Origin of the sequence: Candidatus Sysuiplasma jiujiangense (genome assembly GCA_019721075.1) — an archaeon.
In the GTDB taxonomy this organism is placed as follows: domain Archaea; phylum Thermoplasmatota; class Thermoplasmata; order Sysuiplasmatales; family Sysuiplasmataceae; genus Sysuiplasma; species Sysuiplasma jiujiangense.
Window position 1 is genome coordinate 23,313 of record JAHEAD010000017.1, and the last position, 19,298, is coordinate 42,610.

Annotated in this window: 14 protein-coding genes; 13 read left to right on the forward strand and 1 reads right to left on the reverse strand. The window is 54.3% G+C overall.

All coding sequences use genetic code 11. The features are described from left to right. The first annotated feature begins 42 nt into the window (after positions 1–42). The 11 genes from KIS29_09190 to KIS29_09240 all read left to right on the forward strand — a co-directional run bounded on the left by KIS29_09190 (position 43) and on the right by KIS29_09240 (position 13,176). Positions 43–393: a hypothetical protein gene (locus KIS29_09190; GenBank protein ID MBX8640493.1), complete on the forward strand. Its 351-nt coding sequence runs from the start codon at positions 43–45 to the stop codon at positions 391–393. A 178-nt stretch (positions 394–571) separates the two neighbouring features. Further along, positions 572–1,003: a hypothetical protein gene (locus KIS29_09195; GenBank protein ID MBX8640494.1), complete on the forward strand. Its 432-nt coding sequence runs from the start codon at positions 572–574 to the stop codon at positions 1,001–1,003. A gap of 56 nt (positions 1,004–1,059) precedes the next feature. Then, complete coding sequence (locus tag KIS29_09200; GenBank protein MBX8640495.1) at positions 1,060–3,027, forward strand: ATP-dependent DNA helicase; 1,968 nt, start codon at positions 1,060–1,062, stop codon at positions 3,025–3,027. A gap of 140 nt (positions 3,028–3,167) precedes the next feature. Then, entirely contained in the window at positions 3,168–3,680 is a 513-nt protein-coding gene (locus KIS29_09205; protein MBX8640496.1) for a CDP-2,3-bis-(O-geranylgeranyl)-sn-glycerol synthase, read from the forward strand. A 39-nt stretch (positions 3,681–3,719) separates the two neighbouring features. Next, positions 3,720–4,235 (forward strand): orotate phosphoribosyltransferase, encoded by a 516-nt coding sequence (locus KIS29_09210; GenBank protein ID MBX8640497.1) that lies wholly within the window; start codon positions 3,720–3,722, stop codon positions 4,233–4,235. Positions 4,236–4,399: 164 nt separating this feature from the next. Beyond that, the gene (locus tag KIS29_09215; GenBank protein MBX8640498.1) at positions 4,400–4,660 is read left to right on the forward strand and encodes a DNA-directed RNA polymerase subunit H; all 261 of its coding nucleotides are present in this window, start codon (positions 4,400–4,402) and stop codon (positions 4,658–4,660) included. A 39-nt stretch (positions 4,661–4,699) separates the two neighbouring features. Continuing rightward, on the forward strand, positions 4,700–8,317 hold the full coding sequence (locus KIS29_09220) for a DNA-directed RNA polymerase subunit B (GenBank protein MBX8640499.1): 3,618 nt from the start codon (positions 4,700–4,702) through the stop codon (positions 8,315–8,317). Further along, entirely contained in the window at positions 8,314–11,124 is a 2,811-nt protein-coding gene (locus KIS29_09225; GenBank protein MBX8640500.1) for a DNA-directed RNA polymerase subunit A', read from the forward strand. The genes KIS29_09220 and KIS29_09225 overlap by 4 nt, the downstream gene beginning before the upstream one ends. 134 nt (positions 11,125–11,258) lie before the next feature. Continuing rightward, positions 11,259–12,464, forward strand: a complete 1,206-nt coding sequence (locus KIS29_09230; GenBank protein ID MBX8640501.1) for a DNA-directed RNA polymerase subunit A'' — start codon at positions 11,259–11,261, stop codon at positions 12,462–12,464. A 5-nt stretch (positions 12,465–12,469) separates the two neighbouring features. Next, on the forward strand, positions 12,470–12,745 hold the full coding sequence (locus KIS29_09235) for a ribosomal L7Ae/L30e/S12e/Gadd45 family protein (protein MBX8640502.1): 276 nt from the start codon (positions 12,470–12,472) through the stop codon (positions 12,743–12,745). A 14-nt stretch (positions 12,746–12,759) separates the two neighbouring features. After that, the gene (locus KIS29_09240; GenBank protein ID MBX8640503.1) at positions 12,760–13,176 is read left to right on the forward strand and encodes a NusA-like transcription termination signal-binding factor; all 417 of its coding nucleotides are present in this window, start codon (positions 12,760–12,762) and stop codon (positions 13,174–13,176) included. On the opposite strand, the gene KIS29_09245 is transcribed toward KIS29_09240, so the two are convergent. Beyond that, complete coding sequence (locus KIS29_09245) at positions 13,163–14,233, reverse strand: radical SAM protein (protein MBX8640504.1); 1,071 nt, start codon at positions 14,231–14,233, stop codon at positions 13,163–13,165. The two genes, KIS29_09240 and KIS29_09245, sit on opposite strands and share 14 nt — an antisense overlap. A gap of 222 nt (positions 14,234–14,455) precedes the next feature. On the opposite strand from KIS29_09245, the gene KIS29_09250 reads away from it, so the two are divergent. Together KIS29_09250 and KIS29_09255 are read left to right on the forward strand one after the other, a co-directional pair. Next, complete coding sequence (locus tag KIS29_09250) at positions 14,456–14,971, forward strand: DUF309 domain-containing protein (GenBank protein ID MBX8640505.1); 516 nt, start codon at positions 14,456–14,458, stop codon at positions 14,969–14,971. Positions 14,972–15,121: 150 nt separating this feature from the next. Then, positions 15,122–19,120: a thermopsin gene (locus tag KIS29_09255; protein ID MBX8640506.1), complete on the forward strand. Its 3,999-nt coding sequence runs from the start codon at positions 15,122–15,124 to the stop codon at positions 19,118–19,120. The last annotated feature ends 178 nt before the right edge of the window (positions 19,121–19,298 follow it).

The window sequence follows — 19,298 nt, forward strand, 5'->3', positions numbered from 1 at the left end:
TTTATATATGTTACCCTGCAATGTCCATGCAGGGGTAGTTAATTGTCTTCGGGAGAAAGTTCGGGCAGTCCGCAGCCGGCCCAGAGCCATGCGACCATCGAGAGTGAAGTTGCCACGATGATAGAAACAGCAACCCATACGACTATAATAGTTGCAATAGTTCTCTTCGGCCTGGTTCTGGATTTCATTGCACAGATCATAATCGTCGTTTCGTCCGGACCCGGGACATCGGGATATTCGGCGGGACTTGTGCTTTCCATATTCGGAAATTTCATCATACTGGCGATACTCTTCATTGCCGGAATACTCAAGAGGGATGCGACTGACTATGTCAGGATAGGCTACCTCGTGGCAGCCGGCCTGGTGTTCATAGCCACGATGAGGCTTATCTGAATCACTGTGCATGGGCTGCTCAGCGCAGCCGCTCCCTTGCTTCCTGTACGATGGTCTATCTGTAATTCGGCAGCCGTCGATGAATTGATTGACAATATTTAAATACAAACAGTTCGTAGAATTAATACTGCGGTTCTGTATCCATGTACGCAGTTTGTAGCCCACCAGGAGTGTTTTAATGCCGGCAGCGAAAACCAGTGATTCGTTCAGGGCAAGGACACTGACCGTCGACCATCTGAGTCTGGCTATAAGGAACAGCATAGACAGGGAGGATATGCCTGCCGAGGAGGCCATGTCGCTTGCCCAGCATGTGATGAATTTCTTCGGCTACAGCGAACGGATCATAGACAACATGCTGGAACCTGAGGACAGGGATGCTTTTTACATGCTTGAGGACAGCGGCATCCTGACGACCGAGAGGGAGGAAACGACGCTCTATGACGGCAGGGAATGGCGTATCCACTACTGGCTCTTCCAGAAGGAAAGGATATGGGAGCTTATCAACGGCATCGAGGGAGAGGATGTTTCCGAAACGAGCGACAACTCCGTTTACGACGATGTGCCGGAAGATGTCTGGGACATGCTAAAACAGACACACAGCCGCAGATAGTGCCGCCGCCTGCCTTTCAGCCAACCCTTCAATAGTTTTTTAACCTGCAGCCGGGAATGGGATTGTCCGGCAGAGACTGGAAACACATGGAAGAGGAAGAAAACGGTGAGGGGCGCAGGGAAACCGGCGGAAGCTTTTTCCCCTACAGCCCGAGAAGGGGACAGATGCGCATAATGAAAGCTGTCTTTGAGTGCATCACAGCGTCACGCCATCTTGTCGTCGAGAGTCCGACGGGAAGCGGCAAGACTGCGAGCGTCCTTTCGGCAGTGATCGACAGCAGCGGTGAAAAAAAAATACTCTATCTCACGCGAACGAATTCGCAACAGCGCCAGGTGATGGATGAATTGCGCAGGATATCCTCCAGGAAGAGGATATTCGGGCTGGCGGTGCAGGGAAGAAACAGCAGCTGTCTACTTGCGAGAGACGACGGGGAGATAGGTTCAGGCAGCGCCGAGGAGCTGTCGTCGTACTGCAACTACCTCAAGGAGAAGACGAGGAACGGAATGGACGGATGCCGCTACTATCGCAGACTGCTTGATTCGGATCAGCATGAAATCATAGAGTGGCTCAGGGATGAAATGCCTGACGCAGAGGCAGTCATAAAATGGGCCGGGGAAAGGAGTGTCTGCCCGTATGAGCTTTCGAAGTCGTTCCTTGCCGAAGCAGATATTGTCATGGCGCCGTACATCTACTTCTTCGATCCGTTCATAAGGAGGAGGCTCTTCGAATGGATGGGCGTCCAGCCCAGGGACATCATACTCATACTGGACGAGGCGCACAACCTCCCCGATTACCTGAGGGAGGTCCAGAGCATCAGATTCGGGGTGAGGGCCGCACAGGGGATGAAAACGGAGGCGGAAGAGTTCGGCGACCCCGAAATAATTCCGGGCGTGAGCGTCAGGGATCTTTCAGAAGTTGTGGAGGATGCCATAAGGGCCATAGCCGAGGATTTTGTGCTCGACGATGACGGCCTGGTCCCGGAAGACGAGTTTGAAACACAGATAATGGAGGAACTTGGCGTCAATTCCAGCTCCTTCCACACCATATCCACCATACTTTCGAACCAGGGGGATATCGTCAGGGACGCTAAGCTGAAACAGGGGAGGCTTCCCAGGTCGTATATCCGCTCATTCAGCGATTTTCTCCGCTTCTGGACTGAAATCGAGCCGCAGCACTATGTCAAGCTCGTCAACGGGGGGGAAACACCCTCCCTGGAAGCGTACTGTCTCGACCCTGCCATAGCCGCTGCGCCGGTAATGGATACACACGCGAGCATTCACATGTCCGGGACGCTCGGCAAACTCGAGGACTACAGGACGCTACTCCAGCTTCCGGAAGACACTGTGCTGCTGTCCGTCCCTTCCGACTTTCCGGTATCGAACAGGAGGCTTGTCTATGTGGACGACATAACCACAAGATACGAAATACTGGTAAGGGACGCAGGCATGCTGGCCGCCATATGCGGCAGAATTGCCGGTATCTGCAACGCTGTCAGAAGAAATACGATGGTGTTTCTGCCTTCGTTCGGGATGCTCGATTCACTCCTGTCGCTCAACATTGAGAAGAGGATAAACGGGAACGTAATCGTGGAAAGGAAGGAGATGCGGCAGGAAGAACTCATGAACGCCGTGGATCGTTTCAAGCATGCGCCCGGTTCCGTATTCCTGTCGGTCATCGGCGGAAGGATTTCGGAAGGACTTGATTTTCCCGACAGGACACTTGAGATGGTCATCATCGTTGGCATCCCGTACCCGAAACCGACTGCCAGGCAGAGAGCGCTTGTCAACTACTACGACATACTGTACGGCAAGGGATGGGACTACGCAGTCAGGGGGCCGGCACTCAGAAGGCTGCTTCAGGCTGCCGGCCGCATGATAAGGAGCGAGACCGACAGGGGCATTGCCATCGTCCTTGACAAGAGACTTTCGTATTTTTCAGGCGTGGATGCGGAACGGGTAGATGACGCGGCCGGCGCAGCAGTGAGCTTCTTTTCCTGCCCGCCGGAGGATATCTCAAAGCGGTGACAGGACAGCGGTGAATGCATCCGCGGCCATGCAGGCAGGCACGGGCTCATCCGCGATACAGTTAACTAACACGATTATCATTGGCTGCCGTGGATTTGCTCTCATCAATAGCCGACGCGGTATGGTTCTTCCTTCCGGCCATGCTGCCGAATACGGGTGCAGCAATATTCGGCGGAGGTAAACCGATAGACATGGGGAGGATGTGGAGAGGAAACAGACTGCTAGGAGACGGAAAGACCTGGCGTGGTCTTTTCACGGGCATTCTCTCCGGGGTGCTGCTCGGCTACCTCGAGAGTCTGATCGGTGCTTTCATCGGCGGACCGGTTTCGGCGGTTTACAGGATTTCGCCTTACATACTGCCCGTGCTCCTCTCGCTTTCCGCCGGCTCGATGCTCGGCGACATATGCGGCGCGTTTGTAAAAAGGAGGATGGGGCTCGAAAAGGGCGCGAGCGTCCCAATCCTGGACCAGTACGATTTTGCCGCAGGCGCCTTTCTCCTTGCACTGCTTGTATCGGCAGGCAGCGTGATGCGTTTCCTCATCGACGGTTATGCGCTTGCGGGTTTTGCGGTTGCGCTGATAATAATTTATCCGCTGCACAGAATAATCAACTACATCGGATACAGGAGAGGGCTGAAGAGCGTTCCCTGGTAAGCATTTTACTATGATTGCAGCATTGCATGGGCTGATTGAATGGAACTGATGCAAAAACTGATTGAATCGGGCGCGCTGATGTTCGGGGAATTCAGGCTGACTTCCGGCGCAACAAGCAGCTACTACGTCAATATCAAGAAAGCATACACGCAGCCTGCCGTGCTCAGAATGATTGCCGGTGCGATGGCACCGCATGTTCAGGGCAGCAGGGTCGCCGGAATGGAGCTTGGAGCAATACCCATCGTTGTCGCGGTCTCACTTGAGACAGGGAAGCCTTTCTCAATGATCAGGAAGGAGGGCAGGGAACACGGCACGAAAAGCCTGATCGAGGGGGAAATAGCCGCGGGCGAAACAGTCGACATACTGGAGGATGTCAGCACAACGGGCAGATCCATACTGAAATCAGCAGACCAGGTCAGGGATGCCGGCGGAAGGGTGGAGCGTGCGATAGTGGTTGTGGACAGGGGAGAGGGGGCGGAGGAACTTCTGAAGGCAGAGAGAATAAGACTTGTGCCTCTCATCGACGCGCAGACGCTCCTGAAAGGGGGAAAATAAGACTGGTGCCCGGTACCCGTTCCTTGCTGTCCGTCTTTGGTCCCCTCCCTATCCCGCTGCACATCGTCGTACACCGTGTTTGTGCAGAAAAATGACGGGGCCTGTATACCGAATACTATATATATAAATCACCATTAGCATTGAATTACCGGACGAGATTGGACATGCCCCCTTTTAATATTTTAAATCATGAAATGGTACCTGAGCACCGTCTTTTGACCGATGCTGAAACTGTAAAAATTTTGAAGAAACTGGGAATAACAAGAGAGCAGCTGCCAAAGATCAAACTGGGAGACCCTGCGATAAGGGTTCTCGAGGCGACCTCCAAGGAGAAGGGCAGCATACAGGAGGGCAGGGTCGTCGAAATCAGGCGGAAGAGCAAGACAGCGGATATATTTGTCGCTTACAGGCTGATAACGAGATAAACGGATGAAGCCGATCAATCTATTCGGAGTGTGTTTTGATTGAAGGAACTGGTATTTTCGTATTTCAAAGAGAGAAGCATTGTAAACCACCATATCGCGTCGTTTGATGATTTCCTGAGCACGTACATGAATGCGAACAGCAGAATGCAGAGGATCGTCGACAACGCAAGGGTAAGCCCGGAGGACATGGAGCGCGGAGTGATCCGCCTCGATCCGGAAAAGACGGACGGAAAGCTGATTGAGATAAGATTCGGCAGGAGAAGGGACGATAAGACGGGGCAGATAGATCCCGTCGCGAAGCCTACGATTACAGTGAAGAAGCCGATTGTGAGGGAGGCGAACGGCGCCAGCCATGAACTCAAGCCGATGGAGGCAAGACTCAGAAATCTCAACTACCAGGCTCCGATATTCCTGGAGTTCACAGTCATAGAGGATGGCATTGAAAGAGAGTCGGACAGCGTGCATATCGGCGATCTGCCCATAATGGTGAAGAGCAGGGCGTGCAACCTGACCAGAGACAACATACTTGAGGAGGGCGCGGAGAGGGAGCTCACGCCGCAGGAATACATATCGAGGCTTCAGCAGGAGGGCGAGGACCCGCTTGACCCCGGCGGATACTTCGTGATCGGCGGAACCGAACGCGTGCTGATAACGCTCGAAGATCTTGCGCCGAACAGGATACTCGTCGAGTACAACGAGCGCTACGGAACAAGGATACAGGTGGCGAAGGTCTTTTCGCAGAAGGAGGGCTACAGGGCTCTCACCGTTGTCGAGAAAAAGAAGGACGGCGTGCTGATGGTTTCTGTTCCTGCTGCATCCGGACAGATACCGCTCATCATACTGATGAAGGCGCTGGGCATGGAAAAGGACAACGAAATATTCGAATCCATTGTCAGCGATCCGAGGATGGAGGAGATTGTCTACGCCAACATAGAGGATGCGCAGGACAAGAAAAATTTTCCGCCCAACGGCATATACACGACAGAGGATGCGCTGGGCTACCTCGAGAAGAAATTCGCGACCGGGCAGGCAAAGGAATTCAGGGTCAAGAAGATCGAGTCGATAATAGACAGATCACTGCTTCCGCATCTCGGCGACACGGCCGAGGACAGGCTGAAGAAGGCGGTGTTCCTCGGCAGGATAGCAAGGAACGTGCTCGAACTCTCCCTGGGAATACGCAGGGAGGATGACAAGGACCACTATGCGAACAAGAGGCTCAAGCTTGCAGGTGACCTGATGGAGGATCTTTTCAGGGTTGCGTTTACGAACCTCATCAAGGATCTCAAGTACCAGCTCGAGAGGAGCGTTGCGCGCAAGAAGGATATCAAAATACAGAGTGCCATAAGACCCGATCTGCTGACACACAGGCTGCTGCATGCACTGGCAACAGGCAACTGGGTGGGCGGAAGGGCGGGCGTGAGCCAGCTGCTCGACAGAACCTCAAACATGTCCACCGCAAGCCATCTGAGGAGGGTAACCAGTCCGCTGACGAGGAGTCAGCCGCACTTTGAGGCAAGGGATTTGCACCCCACACAGTGGGGAAGGCTGTGCCCCAATGAAACGCCCGAAGGGCAGAACTGCGGCCTTGTCAAGAACGCAGCGCTCATCGTTGATGTGTCCGAGGGCATACCCGAATCCGAGGTTATCATACAGCTGCGCGATCTCGGCGTCCGGGAAGCGAAATTTTCGGAGATGATGGAGCAGACGAGGGTCTACGTGAACGGCGACCTCATAGGCGTGGTAAGGGACGGCGAAAAGCTCGTAGGCGAGATCAGGGAGAGAAGGAGGACAGGCAAGATATACGGGCAGCGTTCCCATGAACTCAATGTCCATTTTGACCGCACGACCAACGATGTGTACATCAACTGCGACGAAGGCAGACTCAGGAGACCGCTTGTCGTCGCCAGGAACGGCACCACTTTGCTCAACTACCACGTGCTCAGGGAGGTCGGAGAGGGAAGGAGGGGGTGGGGCGAACTCATAAGAGGCGGCCTGGTTGAGTGGATTGACGCCGAGGAGGAAGAGGACAGCTACATCTGCGTCGAGCCGTTCACCATTCCGGAGAAATGCCCGCACTGTTCATCCATTCTTTCATCGGGCGACGTCAGATGGATAAACATGGGCATGCAGGAAAGCGATGCAAAGCTCGAATGCGTAAGATGCAGCGGCACTTTTTCCTCCACGCTTCTTCTCTCAAAGGACCATACGCACCTTGAGGTCGACCCCATGGTCATACTCGGTGTCTGCGCCGGTCTTGTTCCCTACCCCGAGCATAACGCTTCACCAAGGGTGACCATGGGTGCCGGCATGGCAAAGCAGTCTCTGGGACTCGGCGCATCGAACTACAGGCTGAGACCCGATACGAGAGGGCACCTGCTCCACTATCCGCAGAAACCGCTTGTCCAGACCACCCAGATGAACTTCACCGGTTTCAACGAGCGCCCGGCAGGACAGAATTTCGTTGTCGCAATCATATCGCACTACGGCTACAACATGCAGGATGCCGTCATAATGAACAGAGGCTCCATAGAACGCGGCCTGGGCCGATCAAGCTTTTTGAGGAGCTACAGAGCGGAGGAGCGCCGCTATCCCGGCGGGCAGGAGGATCACTTCGAGATACCAAGTCCCGATGTCAGGGGCGCAAGGGCGGATGTCGCCTACAGCAACCTTGGCGAGGACGGACTCATATCGCCCGAGACGTTTGTCAACGGCGGCGATGTGCTCATAGGCAAGACCTCGCCTCCCCGTTTCCTTGAGGAGGAGACAGATTTTCTGACACCGCAGAAGAGAAGGGAGACCTCAATAACGGTCAGGGCAGGCGAGTCCGGATATGTGGACAGCGTCATACTCACTGAATCGGAAAACGGCTCGAGACTCGTCCGCGTCAAGGTGAGGGATGAAAGAATACCCGAGCTGGGGGACAAATTCGCTTCCAGGCATGGCCAGAAGGGAGTGGTCGGCCTTCTCGTTCCGCAGGAATCGATGCCGTTCACATGCGACGGTTCCGTCCCTGACCTGATCATCAATCCGCACAGCATTCCGTCGAGAATGACGGTCGCGCATGTGCTCGAGATGGTCGGCGGCAAGGTTGCATCCCTTTCGGGCAGGTTCGTTGACGGAACGGCGTTTTCCGGGGAGAAGGAGGAATCGCTCAGGAGCGAACTGCTGAAGATGGGCTTCCGCAACAACGGCAAGGAAGTGATGTATGACGGCACCACGGGCAGGATGATACAGGCTGAGATATTCATCGGTGTAATCTACTACCAGAAACTTCACCACATGGTCTCAGGAAAACTGCATGTCAGGAGCAGGGGACCCGTCCAGATACTGACCAGGCAGCCGACGGAGGGAAGGTCGAGGCAGGGCGGACTGAGGTTCGGTGAAATGGAGAGGGATACGCTGATTGCACATGGCGCGGCCATGGTAATCAAGGACAGGCTGCTTGACGAGTCGGACGGCACATACCAGTATGTGTGCGGCAACCCGGACTGCGGCCACATCGCATACGTGGACAGGAGGGGACTGGTACGCTGTCCTGCGTGCGGCAACACATCAAACATACATCTCATACAGACGAGCTACGCCTTCCTTCTTCTCATGTATGAACTCATGTCGCTTGGTGTTGTGATGCGCCTGCAGCTGGAGGATTTGAAATGATTGCCAGAGGTGTTTCCAAGAGAATTTCGTCTATCAGGTTTGCCCTCCTTTCTCCGGACGAGATAAGGAAGATGTCGGCAGTGAAGGTCATAACGGCCGACACGTATGATGATGACGGCTTCCCCATCGAGATGGGCCTGATGGATCTCCATCTCGGTGTCATCGAGCCCGGCCTCAGGTGCAAGACATGCGGAAGAAAGGTCGATGAGTGCCCCGGCCATTTCGGCCACATAGACCTTGCGATGAATGTCATACATGTAGGCTACGTCAAGGAAATCAAGAGACTACTTGAGGCGACCTGCAGGAAATGCGGAAGGCTTCTTCTCACAAGGGAGCAGGCGGACGAATTCAAAAAGAGCATGGAGCGGGTGGAGGAATTCGGCGGCGATGTTGCAGACATGGGAATGGTGACAAAGGAAACTGTCAGGGAGGCTGCCTCGACTGCAGTCTGCCCCCACTGCGGCGCCACGAGGGCCAAGATAGCGCTTGACAAGCCCACCAGCTTCAGGGAGGAAGGGCACAAACTCACTCCAAAGGAGGTGAGGGAACGGCTGGAACGGATACCCGATTCGGACCTCGAACCGCTCGGACTGGACGCGCGTGTCTGCAGGCCCGAGTGGATGGTTCTCACGGTACTTCCGGTTCCGCCTGTCACCGTCAGACCGTCAATCACACTGGAATCCGGCGATCGCTCCGAGGACGATCTTACACACAAGCTCGTCGACGTGCTGAGGATAAACCAGAGGCTCCGCGAAAACAGGGATGCGGGAGCGCCCCAGCTCATAGTCGAGGATCTGTGGGAACTGCTGCAGTATCATGTGACAACATATTTCGACAACCAGACTTCAGGACTCCCGCCCGCAAGGCACAGGAGCGGGAGACCGCTGAAAACGCTTGTCCAGAGGCTCAAGGGGAAGGAAGGGAGGTTCAGGTCCAACCTGAGCGGCAAGAGGGTGAACTTTTCAGCAAGGACGGTCATATCACCGGATCCGCTGCTTTCAATCAACGAGGTCGGCGTTCCCGTGGAGGCCGCCAAGGAGCTCACTATACCGATGACAGTCAATCCGTACAATATCGAGGCGCTCAGGGAGATGGTCAAGAGGGGACCTGAGCCGCTGCCATTCCGCGGGGAGGGGAAGGCAACCTATCTTCCCGGCGTCAACTACGTCATCAGGCCGGACGGCAGGAGAATCAAAATCACTGACAAGAATGCGGAACAGGCTGCAGACCTGCTCGAATTCGGTTTCATAGTCGAAAGGCATCTTGCAGACGGCGACATAGTCCTGTTCAACAGGCAGCCGTCGCTCCACAGGATGTCCATGATGGGCCACGAGGTAAGGGTCATGCCGAGCAGGACATTCAGGCTCAGCCTGAGCGTATGCCCGCCCTACAATGCGGATTTCGACGGCGACGAGATGAACATGCACGCGCTGCAGAGCGAGGAGGCCAGGGCGGAGGCAAAGGTGCTCATGCGCGTCCAGGAGCATGTGCTCTCGCCCCGTTTCGGCGGACCGGTCATAGGCGCCATCCACGACCACATCACAGGATCGTTCCTTCTGACCTACATGAATTCCATGTTCACGAAGGAGGAAGTCATGATCATGCTGTCCATGATACGTCACCACAGGGAACTGCCCAGGCCGGTTATGAATGACAGGCACGGCAGGGAGCTGTGGAGCGGAAAGCAGCTCTTCTCCACAATACTGCCTGAAACGCTCAACATGGCATTCAAGTCGTCGATATGCATCAACTGCGAGCCGTGCCTCTACGAGAAATGCCAGTATGATGCCTATGTCAGAGTGAAAGACGGCAATTTCGAGGTAGGCACCATGGACGAGAAGGCCATAGGCGCCTTCAAGGGGAAGATCATAGACAAGCTCGCACGCGACTACGGCCCGGACACCGTCCGGGAGTTCATAGACAATTCCACAAAACTCGGCATCGGCGCAATAATGATCCGCGGTTTCTCCACCGGCCTCGCCGACGAGGACATTCCTGCGGATGCAAAGAAGCGCATAGCAGATTCGCTCGACGCCGCAGTGAAGAGGGTGGAGGAACTGGTCTCGATGTACAAAAAGGGCGAGCTCGAGCAGATGCCCGGAAGGTCCATGGAGGAAACACTGGAAGTCGAGGTGATGAAGGTGCTGGGAAGGGCCAGGGACGAGGCGGGCAATATCGCAGGGCAGTATCTCGGAATGGAGAACTCTGCCGTCATAATGGCAAAATGCGGCGCGAGAGGTTCGATGCTCAACCTTTCGCAGATGGCCGGATGCATAGGGCAGCAGGCTGTCAGGGGGGAAAGGCTTTCCAGGGGCTACTGGAACAGAACACTTCCGCATTTCAGGCAGGGGGATCTCGGTGCACAGGCAAAGGGGTTTGTCAAGCACAGCTACAAGGATGGCCTGACGCCGACAGAATTCTTTTTCCACAGCATGGGCGGAAGGGAGGGACTCGTGGACACGGCCGTCAGGACTTCTAGGTCCGGGTACATGCAGAGAAGACTCATAAATGCGCTCGAGGACATAAAAGTGACAGAGGACAGGACAGTGAGGAACACTGCCGATTCCATTGTGCAGCTTTTCTACGGTGAGGACGGTGTCGATCCGTCAAGAAGCGTCCAGGGCGATGCTGTCGACATAGACGGCATACTGATAGAGGCGCTCGGCGACGAGGCGCAGATACTCGCCAAGATAGAGGAGAAGAGGACGGGCGAATACGCAACGCTGGAAACAGATCTCATGGAAGGGCAGACGGAGGACGAGGCGGAGGAAGTCGACTACGACATCGAGGAGGGGGATGAGCAGTGAAGGAGAAGAAGACGGCAGCAAAAGGAAGGAAAGGCAGGAAACCGCCCGTAAGCGCCGATATTGAAAGCTATGTGGAGAGGAAGCACAAGGAGGGGAGCGCACTGGAGAAGAGGCTGAACAGGCTTCTTGGCGAGATGGAACATTCGCTGCCCGAAAGTGTCATCGAGAAGATTGCAGACAGGCTGGATGGCATAGAGGTCAGGGATTCGACGCTGAAGAAGATACTGCAGAAGGCATGCGACAGGTATGATCAGCATCTAATCGATCCCAATGAGTCCGCAGGCATAGTCGCCGCGCAGAGCATAGGGGAACCGGGAACGCAGATGACGATGAGAACATTCCACTACGCCGGTGTGGCAGAAATCAACGTCACGCTGGGACTGCCGCGCCTCATAGAGATAGTCGACGCGAGGAGGGCGCCCAGCACGCCCATGATGGAAATACACCTCAACAGGGAATTCGCGGCCGACAGGGATGTCGCCATGTGGGTGAGCAACATGATAGAGACGGCAACCCTGCTCGATGTTGCCTCGCTTGAGACTGACCTTGCGGCAATGAAGGTGCATGTGCTTCCGGATGCCGAAAGAATGAAGAAGAAGATGATCACGGCAGAGAAAATATTCGAGTCGCTGCAGCAGACGAGAGGTCTCAGGGATATTGTCTCATTCGGGCAGTCGAAGGGCATCACAATCGAGGTGCAGGAGCCTTCCTTCAGGCTGCTTCACCAGAAATCGGAGATTGCAAAGGAGACACGGATCAAGGGGATAACAAACATAACGCGCGCAGTCCTCCGCAAGGAGGCTGATGAGTACGTCCTCTACACCGAAGGGTCCAACCTGGAGGAGGTGCTGTCGCTTGACCTCACATACGGACAGTACGTTGAATTCACGGACAGGGCGCTTCTGGAAGAACTCAGGGAGGGCAATCCCGCGAAGCTCGCAATGCCTGTCATAGACAAGACAAGGGTGAGCACCAACAACATAGAGGAAATCTACTCGGTCCTCGGTGTGGAGGCAGCCAGGAATGCGATTATCAGCGAGGCGTCCAGCACACTCGAGGAACAGGGGCTCGTCGTGGACATCAGGCACATAATGCTCGTTGCAGACATGATGACGAACGACGGCAGCGTCAAGGCCATTGGCAGGCACGGCATATCAGGCAGGAAGTCGAGCGTTCTCGCAAGGGCGGCGTTCGAGATAACTTCGACACACCTTTTGCGGGCTGCAATAATCGGCGAGGAGGATCATCTTGACGGCGTGGCGGAAAATATTATAGTCGGACAGCCTGTTACACTTGGAACGGGTGCGGTGAACATAGAGTACGTGCCTTCAAAGAAGTGATACGAATGGATATGGACAATGCAATCAGGCTCGCGGTGGCAGACGGCAAGGTGGTCATTGGCGAAAGGGAAGTCGCGCGCTGTCTCGAGAAGAAGAAGGCCAAAGCGCTCGTTTACGCGTCAAACGCGCCGGAAGCGCTGCACTATTCAAGGCTCAGGAGCGTAAAGACGTACAGGTACTCCGGCGGGAGCGTTGAACTTGGAGTGGCCTGCGGAAAACCGTTCACCGTGTCCGTGGTTGCCATCACGGACGATGCTTCCGCATCGCTGCTCGGAGCGTAATCTTCTTGCAGAAGATGAAATTCAATTCGGAAACACTCCGCTACATATCACTGTTCGAAAGCGTGACGCACTGCCAGGTCAAGGACTGCCTCGACACGCCTGACAAGCTTGTTTTCGTTGTCGTGCCTGGACAGGCGCAGAGGGCTGTGGGCGCGAAGGGCGCAAACGCCATCAAGATGAAGCAGCTTACAGGCAAGGACATACAGATCATAGAGTTTTCCGACGAGCCGATACAGTTCGTAAAGAATGTTTTCCACAGCTACGGCGTAAAGGACGTAGTGCTTGAGGAAAGGGGAAACATCGTCCACGCAACAGTGACGGTCGATCCGGCTGTCAAGGGAAGGGCCATAGGCAAGGACGGCAAGAACCTGAGGATTGCCAGGGACATCGTCAACAGGCACCACAACATACAGAGCGTCAGCGTTGCGTAATTTCTCTCCTCTCGACTTCAGTTCTCTCGGCAGTGGGGTATTCCTCGACGATAAAAATCCTTTCGCCGGCCTCGGGCGCGATCTCCTCGGCTATCCATGGTGCTATTTCCACCCTGTTCCGCTCGCTGTCCAGCCTTATGAATCTGTCAGGAATGCCGAATCTCTTCTTGAGATCCGCAAGCGACCTCCCGGGACTGCTGTTTTCTATGACTGCCCTGAGCAGCGTTCCGTCCTGCGTCACAACATCGCCGCTCCATCTGACCACCGAAGCCATGCGCTTTATGCGCTCCCTGAGCTGCACTGAATCCTTGAATCTGGAAGGGCAGTAATGGACCGGAATCGGGAAGGTGCGGCGCACTGTCATCTCGGCCATTTCGTCGCTCCCTCTGATTGAGTTGGAATAATCGTTCGCGAGTTCGAAACCCCTGGCCCTGAGGTTTGATGCGTTGCTCTCTGACATTTCGAGCTCGTTGAGGTTAGCAAACTGGGCGCCCGCCAGTGCAGCGCTTTCTATCAGGGCGGAAAGTTCCTTTTCGTATCCTGGTATGGCCGGCACTTCGAGTCCGACCCTCATACCGAGCCTCCTTCCCTCCGAAATCATGCGCTCGAAGTTTGTCCCATGGAACCTCTGCCATGTAGATTCGGGCGGATGGACCCTCAGTTCATCGAGACCCGCATCGGCAACGGCCGGCAGTGCGGAAACGGTGGGCCTTCCCGTGTAGAGATGGATATGGTGGGAGTGCCCGAAATTTTCTTTCAGCAGCCTGATGTAATGTGCCGTTCTCTCCGGAACAATGAGCGGATCGCCCCCCGTGATCCCGGTACCAAGCGCGTTCATCTTTCTTGCTTCGTCGATAATATCGCCGTCTTCATGGACGACACGCTCGTTTGCATACACAACGTCGTGGTTGGCCCTCCTGAACGAAACTGGACAGTAGAAGCAGCCTACATCGCAGACGCCGGTGACGAACAGCACCATCTTTGCTCCCCTGATGCACTGCGTGCAGCCTCTCGTGAGCGTTCCTGAATAGAGACCGTCTCCCGGTGTCTTCCTCATGACAGGGATGGTAAAATGAGGAGATATATCTACATTCACAATGCACACACGGCAGTGCTTCCACTTCCGGAAGTAAACGGAACGGCGGATGGAGGTCGGACGCGTGCTGCTGTTGCGCATCGGTTATTAGGGAAATCATCAATCCAGGGCATCATGAAGAAGGGAGTCAGATATCTCGTGAGGCTTGCCAATTCCGATCTCATCGACGTTTCCAGATACGCGATGGTAAGGGAAAGACTGCGCAGGATCCTGGAAACTGAAGAGTGCAGAATCAACAGCTCACGCATCTCAGGCACCGCAATCGAGGTTGATTATTTCGCACCCGACAGGAAAACGGCTGAAAAGTCGGCCGGCATCCTTTCCAGAATCGACAGGGTGCTGACAGTTAAGTGCCTGTCGGACGAAAACAGGGCGGATCGGAAAAGGGAGGATGTCATGGAGGAGGCAAGGGCACTGTTCAATGAGGAGAGATTCTGGGAGGTACACGAGGTCGTGGAAGGGGAATGGAAAAAGGCCGAGGGAGAGGAGAAGGAGATACTTCAGGGCATAATACTCTACGCTGCGGCGTATGTGCACCATCAGAAAAACGAAAAGGAGACAGCGCTGAGAATGCTCAGGAGGGCAGTGGAAAAACTCGGCGTTTCCTCCGACATATACTTCTGTTTTGACCTCGGGAAAATGAGGGAAATGGAACGGACAATTGCGGCAAAAAAGAACATCGAAATATTCAGACTCTGAGCGCCGGAAAGGATCCTGCCGGCAGCGAGGCAATCATGTCAGGATTTGTCACTCATTGGTTATCCAGAACGCCTGTGTGGCGGCGGATGCTGTTTTTGCATCCGGCAATTTGGATTAATAATAAATACAGCGATCCGTTTTCCACTCACTATGACGGGTAAAACAGTTGCTTTCAGTATAGCTGTTGCGCTTGTCCTGGTGATCTCCGGCGCGTTTGCTTTCGCAGTAACCGCCGTTCATCCGGCCAGCGCAGGAACAAACGCGGTTGCATATTCGCAGCAGGGCAGCGGAATTTCCTCTGCAGGCGGGACGGCATTATCCAGTTCTTCTTCATCGCCCCAGACGACGGGTTCCGGCGTGTCATCCGGCGCAGGACCATATCCCAAATCCGCTGCGGCGACTTCTCCGTACATAACGGCGGCGAAGAATGCTGGAGTGCCGCTTCAGTATGTCTACATACCGGCACCGAAAAGGGCACCGATAATCAACGGTAATGTAGTAATGCCGGGCTATGCACAGGGACCGGCACCGTTCGGTATCGGCGCATATGGAATAAGGAATGTTTCCGGAACGCTCGAGCCGTTTATGTACACGACAACTGCATTCAATTCAAGCTTCAACGCAACACAGCTGAATGCGTTTGATGTTAATTCCTTTGATCCGAACGGCCTGACTGTACAGCTCAACGCAGTCCTCACTGGAACGACTGTCGACGGTGTAACAGGCTACACATACTGGACGCAGAACGTGATGTTCTACGACAGTTATGCACATCAGTTCGAAATGGTTGACAACATATGGAATTTCAGTTCTCCCAGAGCAACTATGCCTTCTTCAACCATCTACAGCCACACCGCTTCGCAGCAAGCGTATCCTTACGCCTACATCGGCGTCGGGCCGGTAATCAATAACGTGAGCACGCCCTTTGTCGCAAACCTGTCGCTGCAGTCCGCGGTGGTCGACGGAATGAGCGCCGTTTTCTTCAACTACACATTAACGTTCACCAACTCCAGCACGGGTAAAATGCAGCAGATTGGCGGCGTCTTCGACGAAGTTCTTTTCAATTCACTCAACGGCGTCCTCGGCTATTCCGCACCCCTTCCGGTATACAGGGTTGACGGCGGAAACCTCACGCCGACCGGATACATCCCCTACGATGCCGAAGTAGGCATTATAGGCCCGGGCGGCGGAAGCCAGATCAACATACAGACGATAAGCGGAACACTCAACCTGGATTACAAAAATGCTGCCGGCAAGATGGTGAACGTTCCGAGCGCATACGACATTGGCTCAGAAACAGGCGAAACCTCGACCGGAATTGCGGAAGCGTGGCAACCGTCCGGAACGGTGACACTTTCCTCGGGCCCGTCGCTTGTCTACGGCATGTGGGACATTGCACCGTTCAGCGGCGTGACGCATTACACCGGGACAATCAGCCCTGCCAATGCATTCATGTTCGTGAGCCCCGGCAGTTCCCTTTCGCTGGGGCAGTATGGATATGTCACGACTTCGACCGGAGGCAAATACAGCTTCTGGCTGCCTACGGGGACGTACTCGCAGGGAGTGATGATGAGCTACCGCAACCCTGAATCCGGCCCTCTTTCGCAGTCCGAGAACATCGTTCTCACCATGAACTCAGCAATGGGCGTCTACACGCCGCTGTACGCCATGGGCAATGCTGAAGCTGCAAACATATCGCTCTCCGGGAACGGGACGCTCGGGAATCCCTATCTCGCATACAGCAACCAGCCGGGATACATCAGCCCGTATTTCGGCATGATGAATGTTTACGGCTTCCCCGTATTTTCAGGCATACAGATTGCAGACACGGACGTTTACATCAATTTCAACAATTCACCTTCATTCAGCATCCTGTACGAGCAGCCGCAGACCTCTCTTTACCTCGGGCTGCTGTACTTCGTTCCCTCCGTAAACAATCTCGGCTATGTATTCTACAACACATCGAACCTTTCGGTATACGGTGCGAAACTCATAACAGGCACCATCCCCGCCGACTATGCGGCGGGCTTCTACGGCGCAAATATAATGATGTGGAATTCAACGCACGATCTCATTGCGAACTCAACCTTCGTGGGCAATGTCTTCTTGCCATTTCAGATCTCCGTCCTTATCTATGATACGGGTACAATGAACGGCACCAACGTACTGTTCGGCAACCACTTCCTGGACAGCTCGCTCAGCTTTGGTCTGGGAATTGCAAGCTCAGGCAATCTCATATTCAACAACTACTTTGCAGACCAAGCAGCGAATGTCATTCAGTTCCCGTTTAATCTTTACACGCTTACCTCCATCCTTTACGTAGATACCTGGAATGTCACTCCTGCACTTACCAGCACATTCGTCTACCATTTCAACGGCTACAACCTCAAGGGAAACATAGTAGGGAATGCAACAATGGGCGGCAACTTCTGGAATGACTTTGTCCCCGGCGTGAGCACCTTACCCTTTAACGACAACGGCAACATATTTGTCGGCGGGGATTATGCTCCTGTCACGTACTCCGGCGCTTCGTATGCGCCATATGTCCCGCTCATATTCTTCGAAACTGGGCTTGCGGCCGGCCAGTCATGGTCTGTAAATCTGTCAGGTTATGTACAGACAACCACATCCAACATGATGACTTTCTATGTTCTTCCGAATGCAGTCTACAGCTATATCGTCGGGAACGTGTCGGGATACATTGATTTCTTCGGAAACCCCGGTTCGGTATTCGCATCGTCCGGTGCAAACGTGGTCAGTCTGCTGTTTCTGCCGTACTACACAATAACGCTGAAGGAAACAGGCCTGCCCGCGGGATACAGCTGGGAAGGGGCTATCCTTTATCGCGGGATTTTCCCAGTCACAAGCAACACGAGCAGTACTGACGTGATGACATTCGAATGGGTGCCCGGTACATGGTACCTCGGTGTATCGCCAACAGGCTACTACTACAATTTCCCGGAGTACTACTCATATTCATTCAACATCACGTATGTTTCGCTCTTCAGCAACGTATCAGGTACTATGAACATGGCACCGATATACAACAACTTCACGTTCACACCGATAGGCATTGCAACCGGCACGCCGTGGAGCGTAACAGTCTGGACAATGCTGCAAGGAGGGGTGACTGTACCGGTGGGCACATTCTCCTCGACAAACACGAGTCTTACGGTACCGCTCATCGAGGCCGTCTATGGTTTCAGCTTCAGTTCGGGCAGCTACTACATGTCCGGAAGCAACCCTTCGTCGTTTGAATTCTCACCTTACTGTTACCCGGGTATCGGGTTCTCTGTATACACCGGGTATGCGGTGACATTCGATGTCAGCAACCTGCCTTCCGGAACCGAGTGGAATCTTGAGGCCAGTGCTTTCAACGTCTATTTCTATCTGAGCGCTTCCACATCTTCCAGCACCCTTACTGTCACACTACCCGCCGATGGCGTTTACTACGCCATCATACCTGCAAACAGCTCGTTCCAGACATACTCCAACGATCTACTTGTGAATGCACCTACAACAGTCAATGTAGCCATGCAGCTTAATCCTGGTTCACAGGTCACGGTGACATTCAGCGAAAGCGGCCTGTCCTCCGGTACATCGTGGCAGGTCACATTCAACGGACAGACACAGTCTTCAACGGCCTCAACGATATCCTTCACAACAACTCCGGGAACATACTACTACCAGGCATATTCAAACGGCAGCGTATCCCCGCAGAGCCCGGGTTCGCTGAACGTGCAGCACTCGATGACAGTGGATGTGTCGTTCTACGCACAGACATACACAGTGACCTTCATTGCGGCCGGCATCCCGTCAGGAGCGGCAATGACGCTGACCTTCAACGGCAGGACGGTGACGACCACAAGCCAGATTGCAGGCTTCATCGTTCCATCTGGCACATACGGCTTCACAGCGAGTGTAAAGGGATACACGCTCTCCTCCTCGACGACCACCGTCAAAGTCGGGCAGAACACAATCGTTCTGCTCCAGTTCAAACCGACCACGACGCCGAGCAAGACGAGTTCCATCCCCTCACTGCTTGTTGACAGCGGCCTCCTCATCCTGGGACTTGTGGTGGGCGCAGTCGTCGCCTATGCAGTCATCAGGCATGAAGCGTCCAGGAAGAAGGGCAAAGGAAACACCTGATCCGACGCGCGAAACAGACCGGAACACAAATCTTTTTCAGCTCAAATCCCTTAATTCTCTTTTATTTTAAGCGCTGCAGCAGTATCTCCGATCCTTTTTATGTTGCCGATAGGCATGTCTGACTGGATACTTTTGCAGGATACGAAGTAAACGCCATCCGCTTCGCATTTCAAACAAC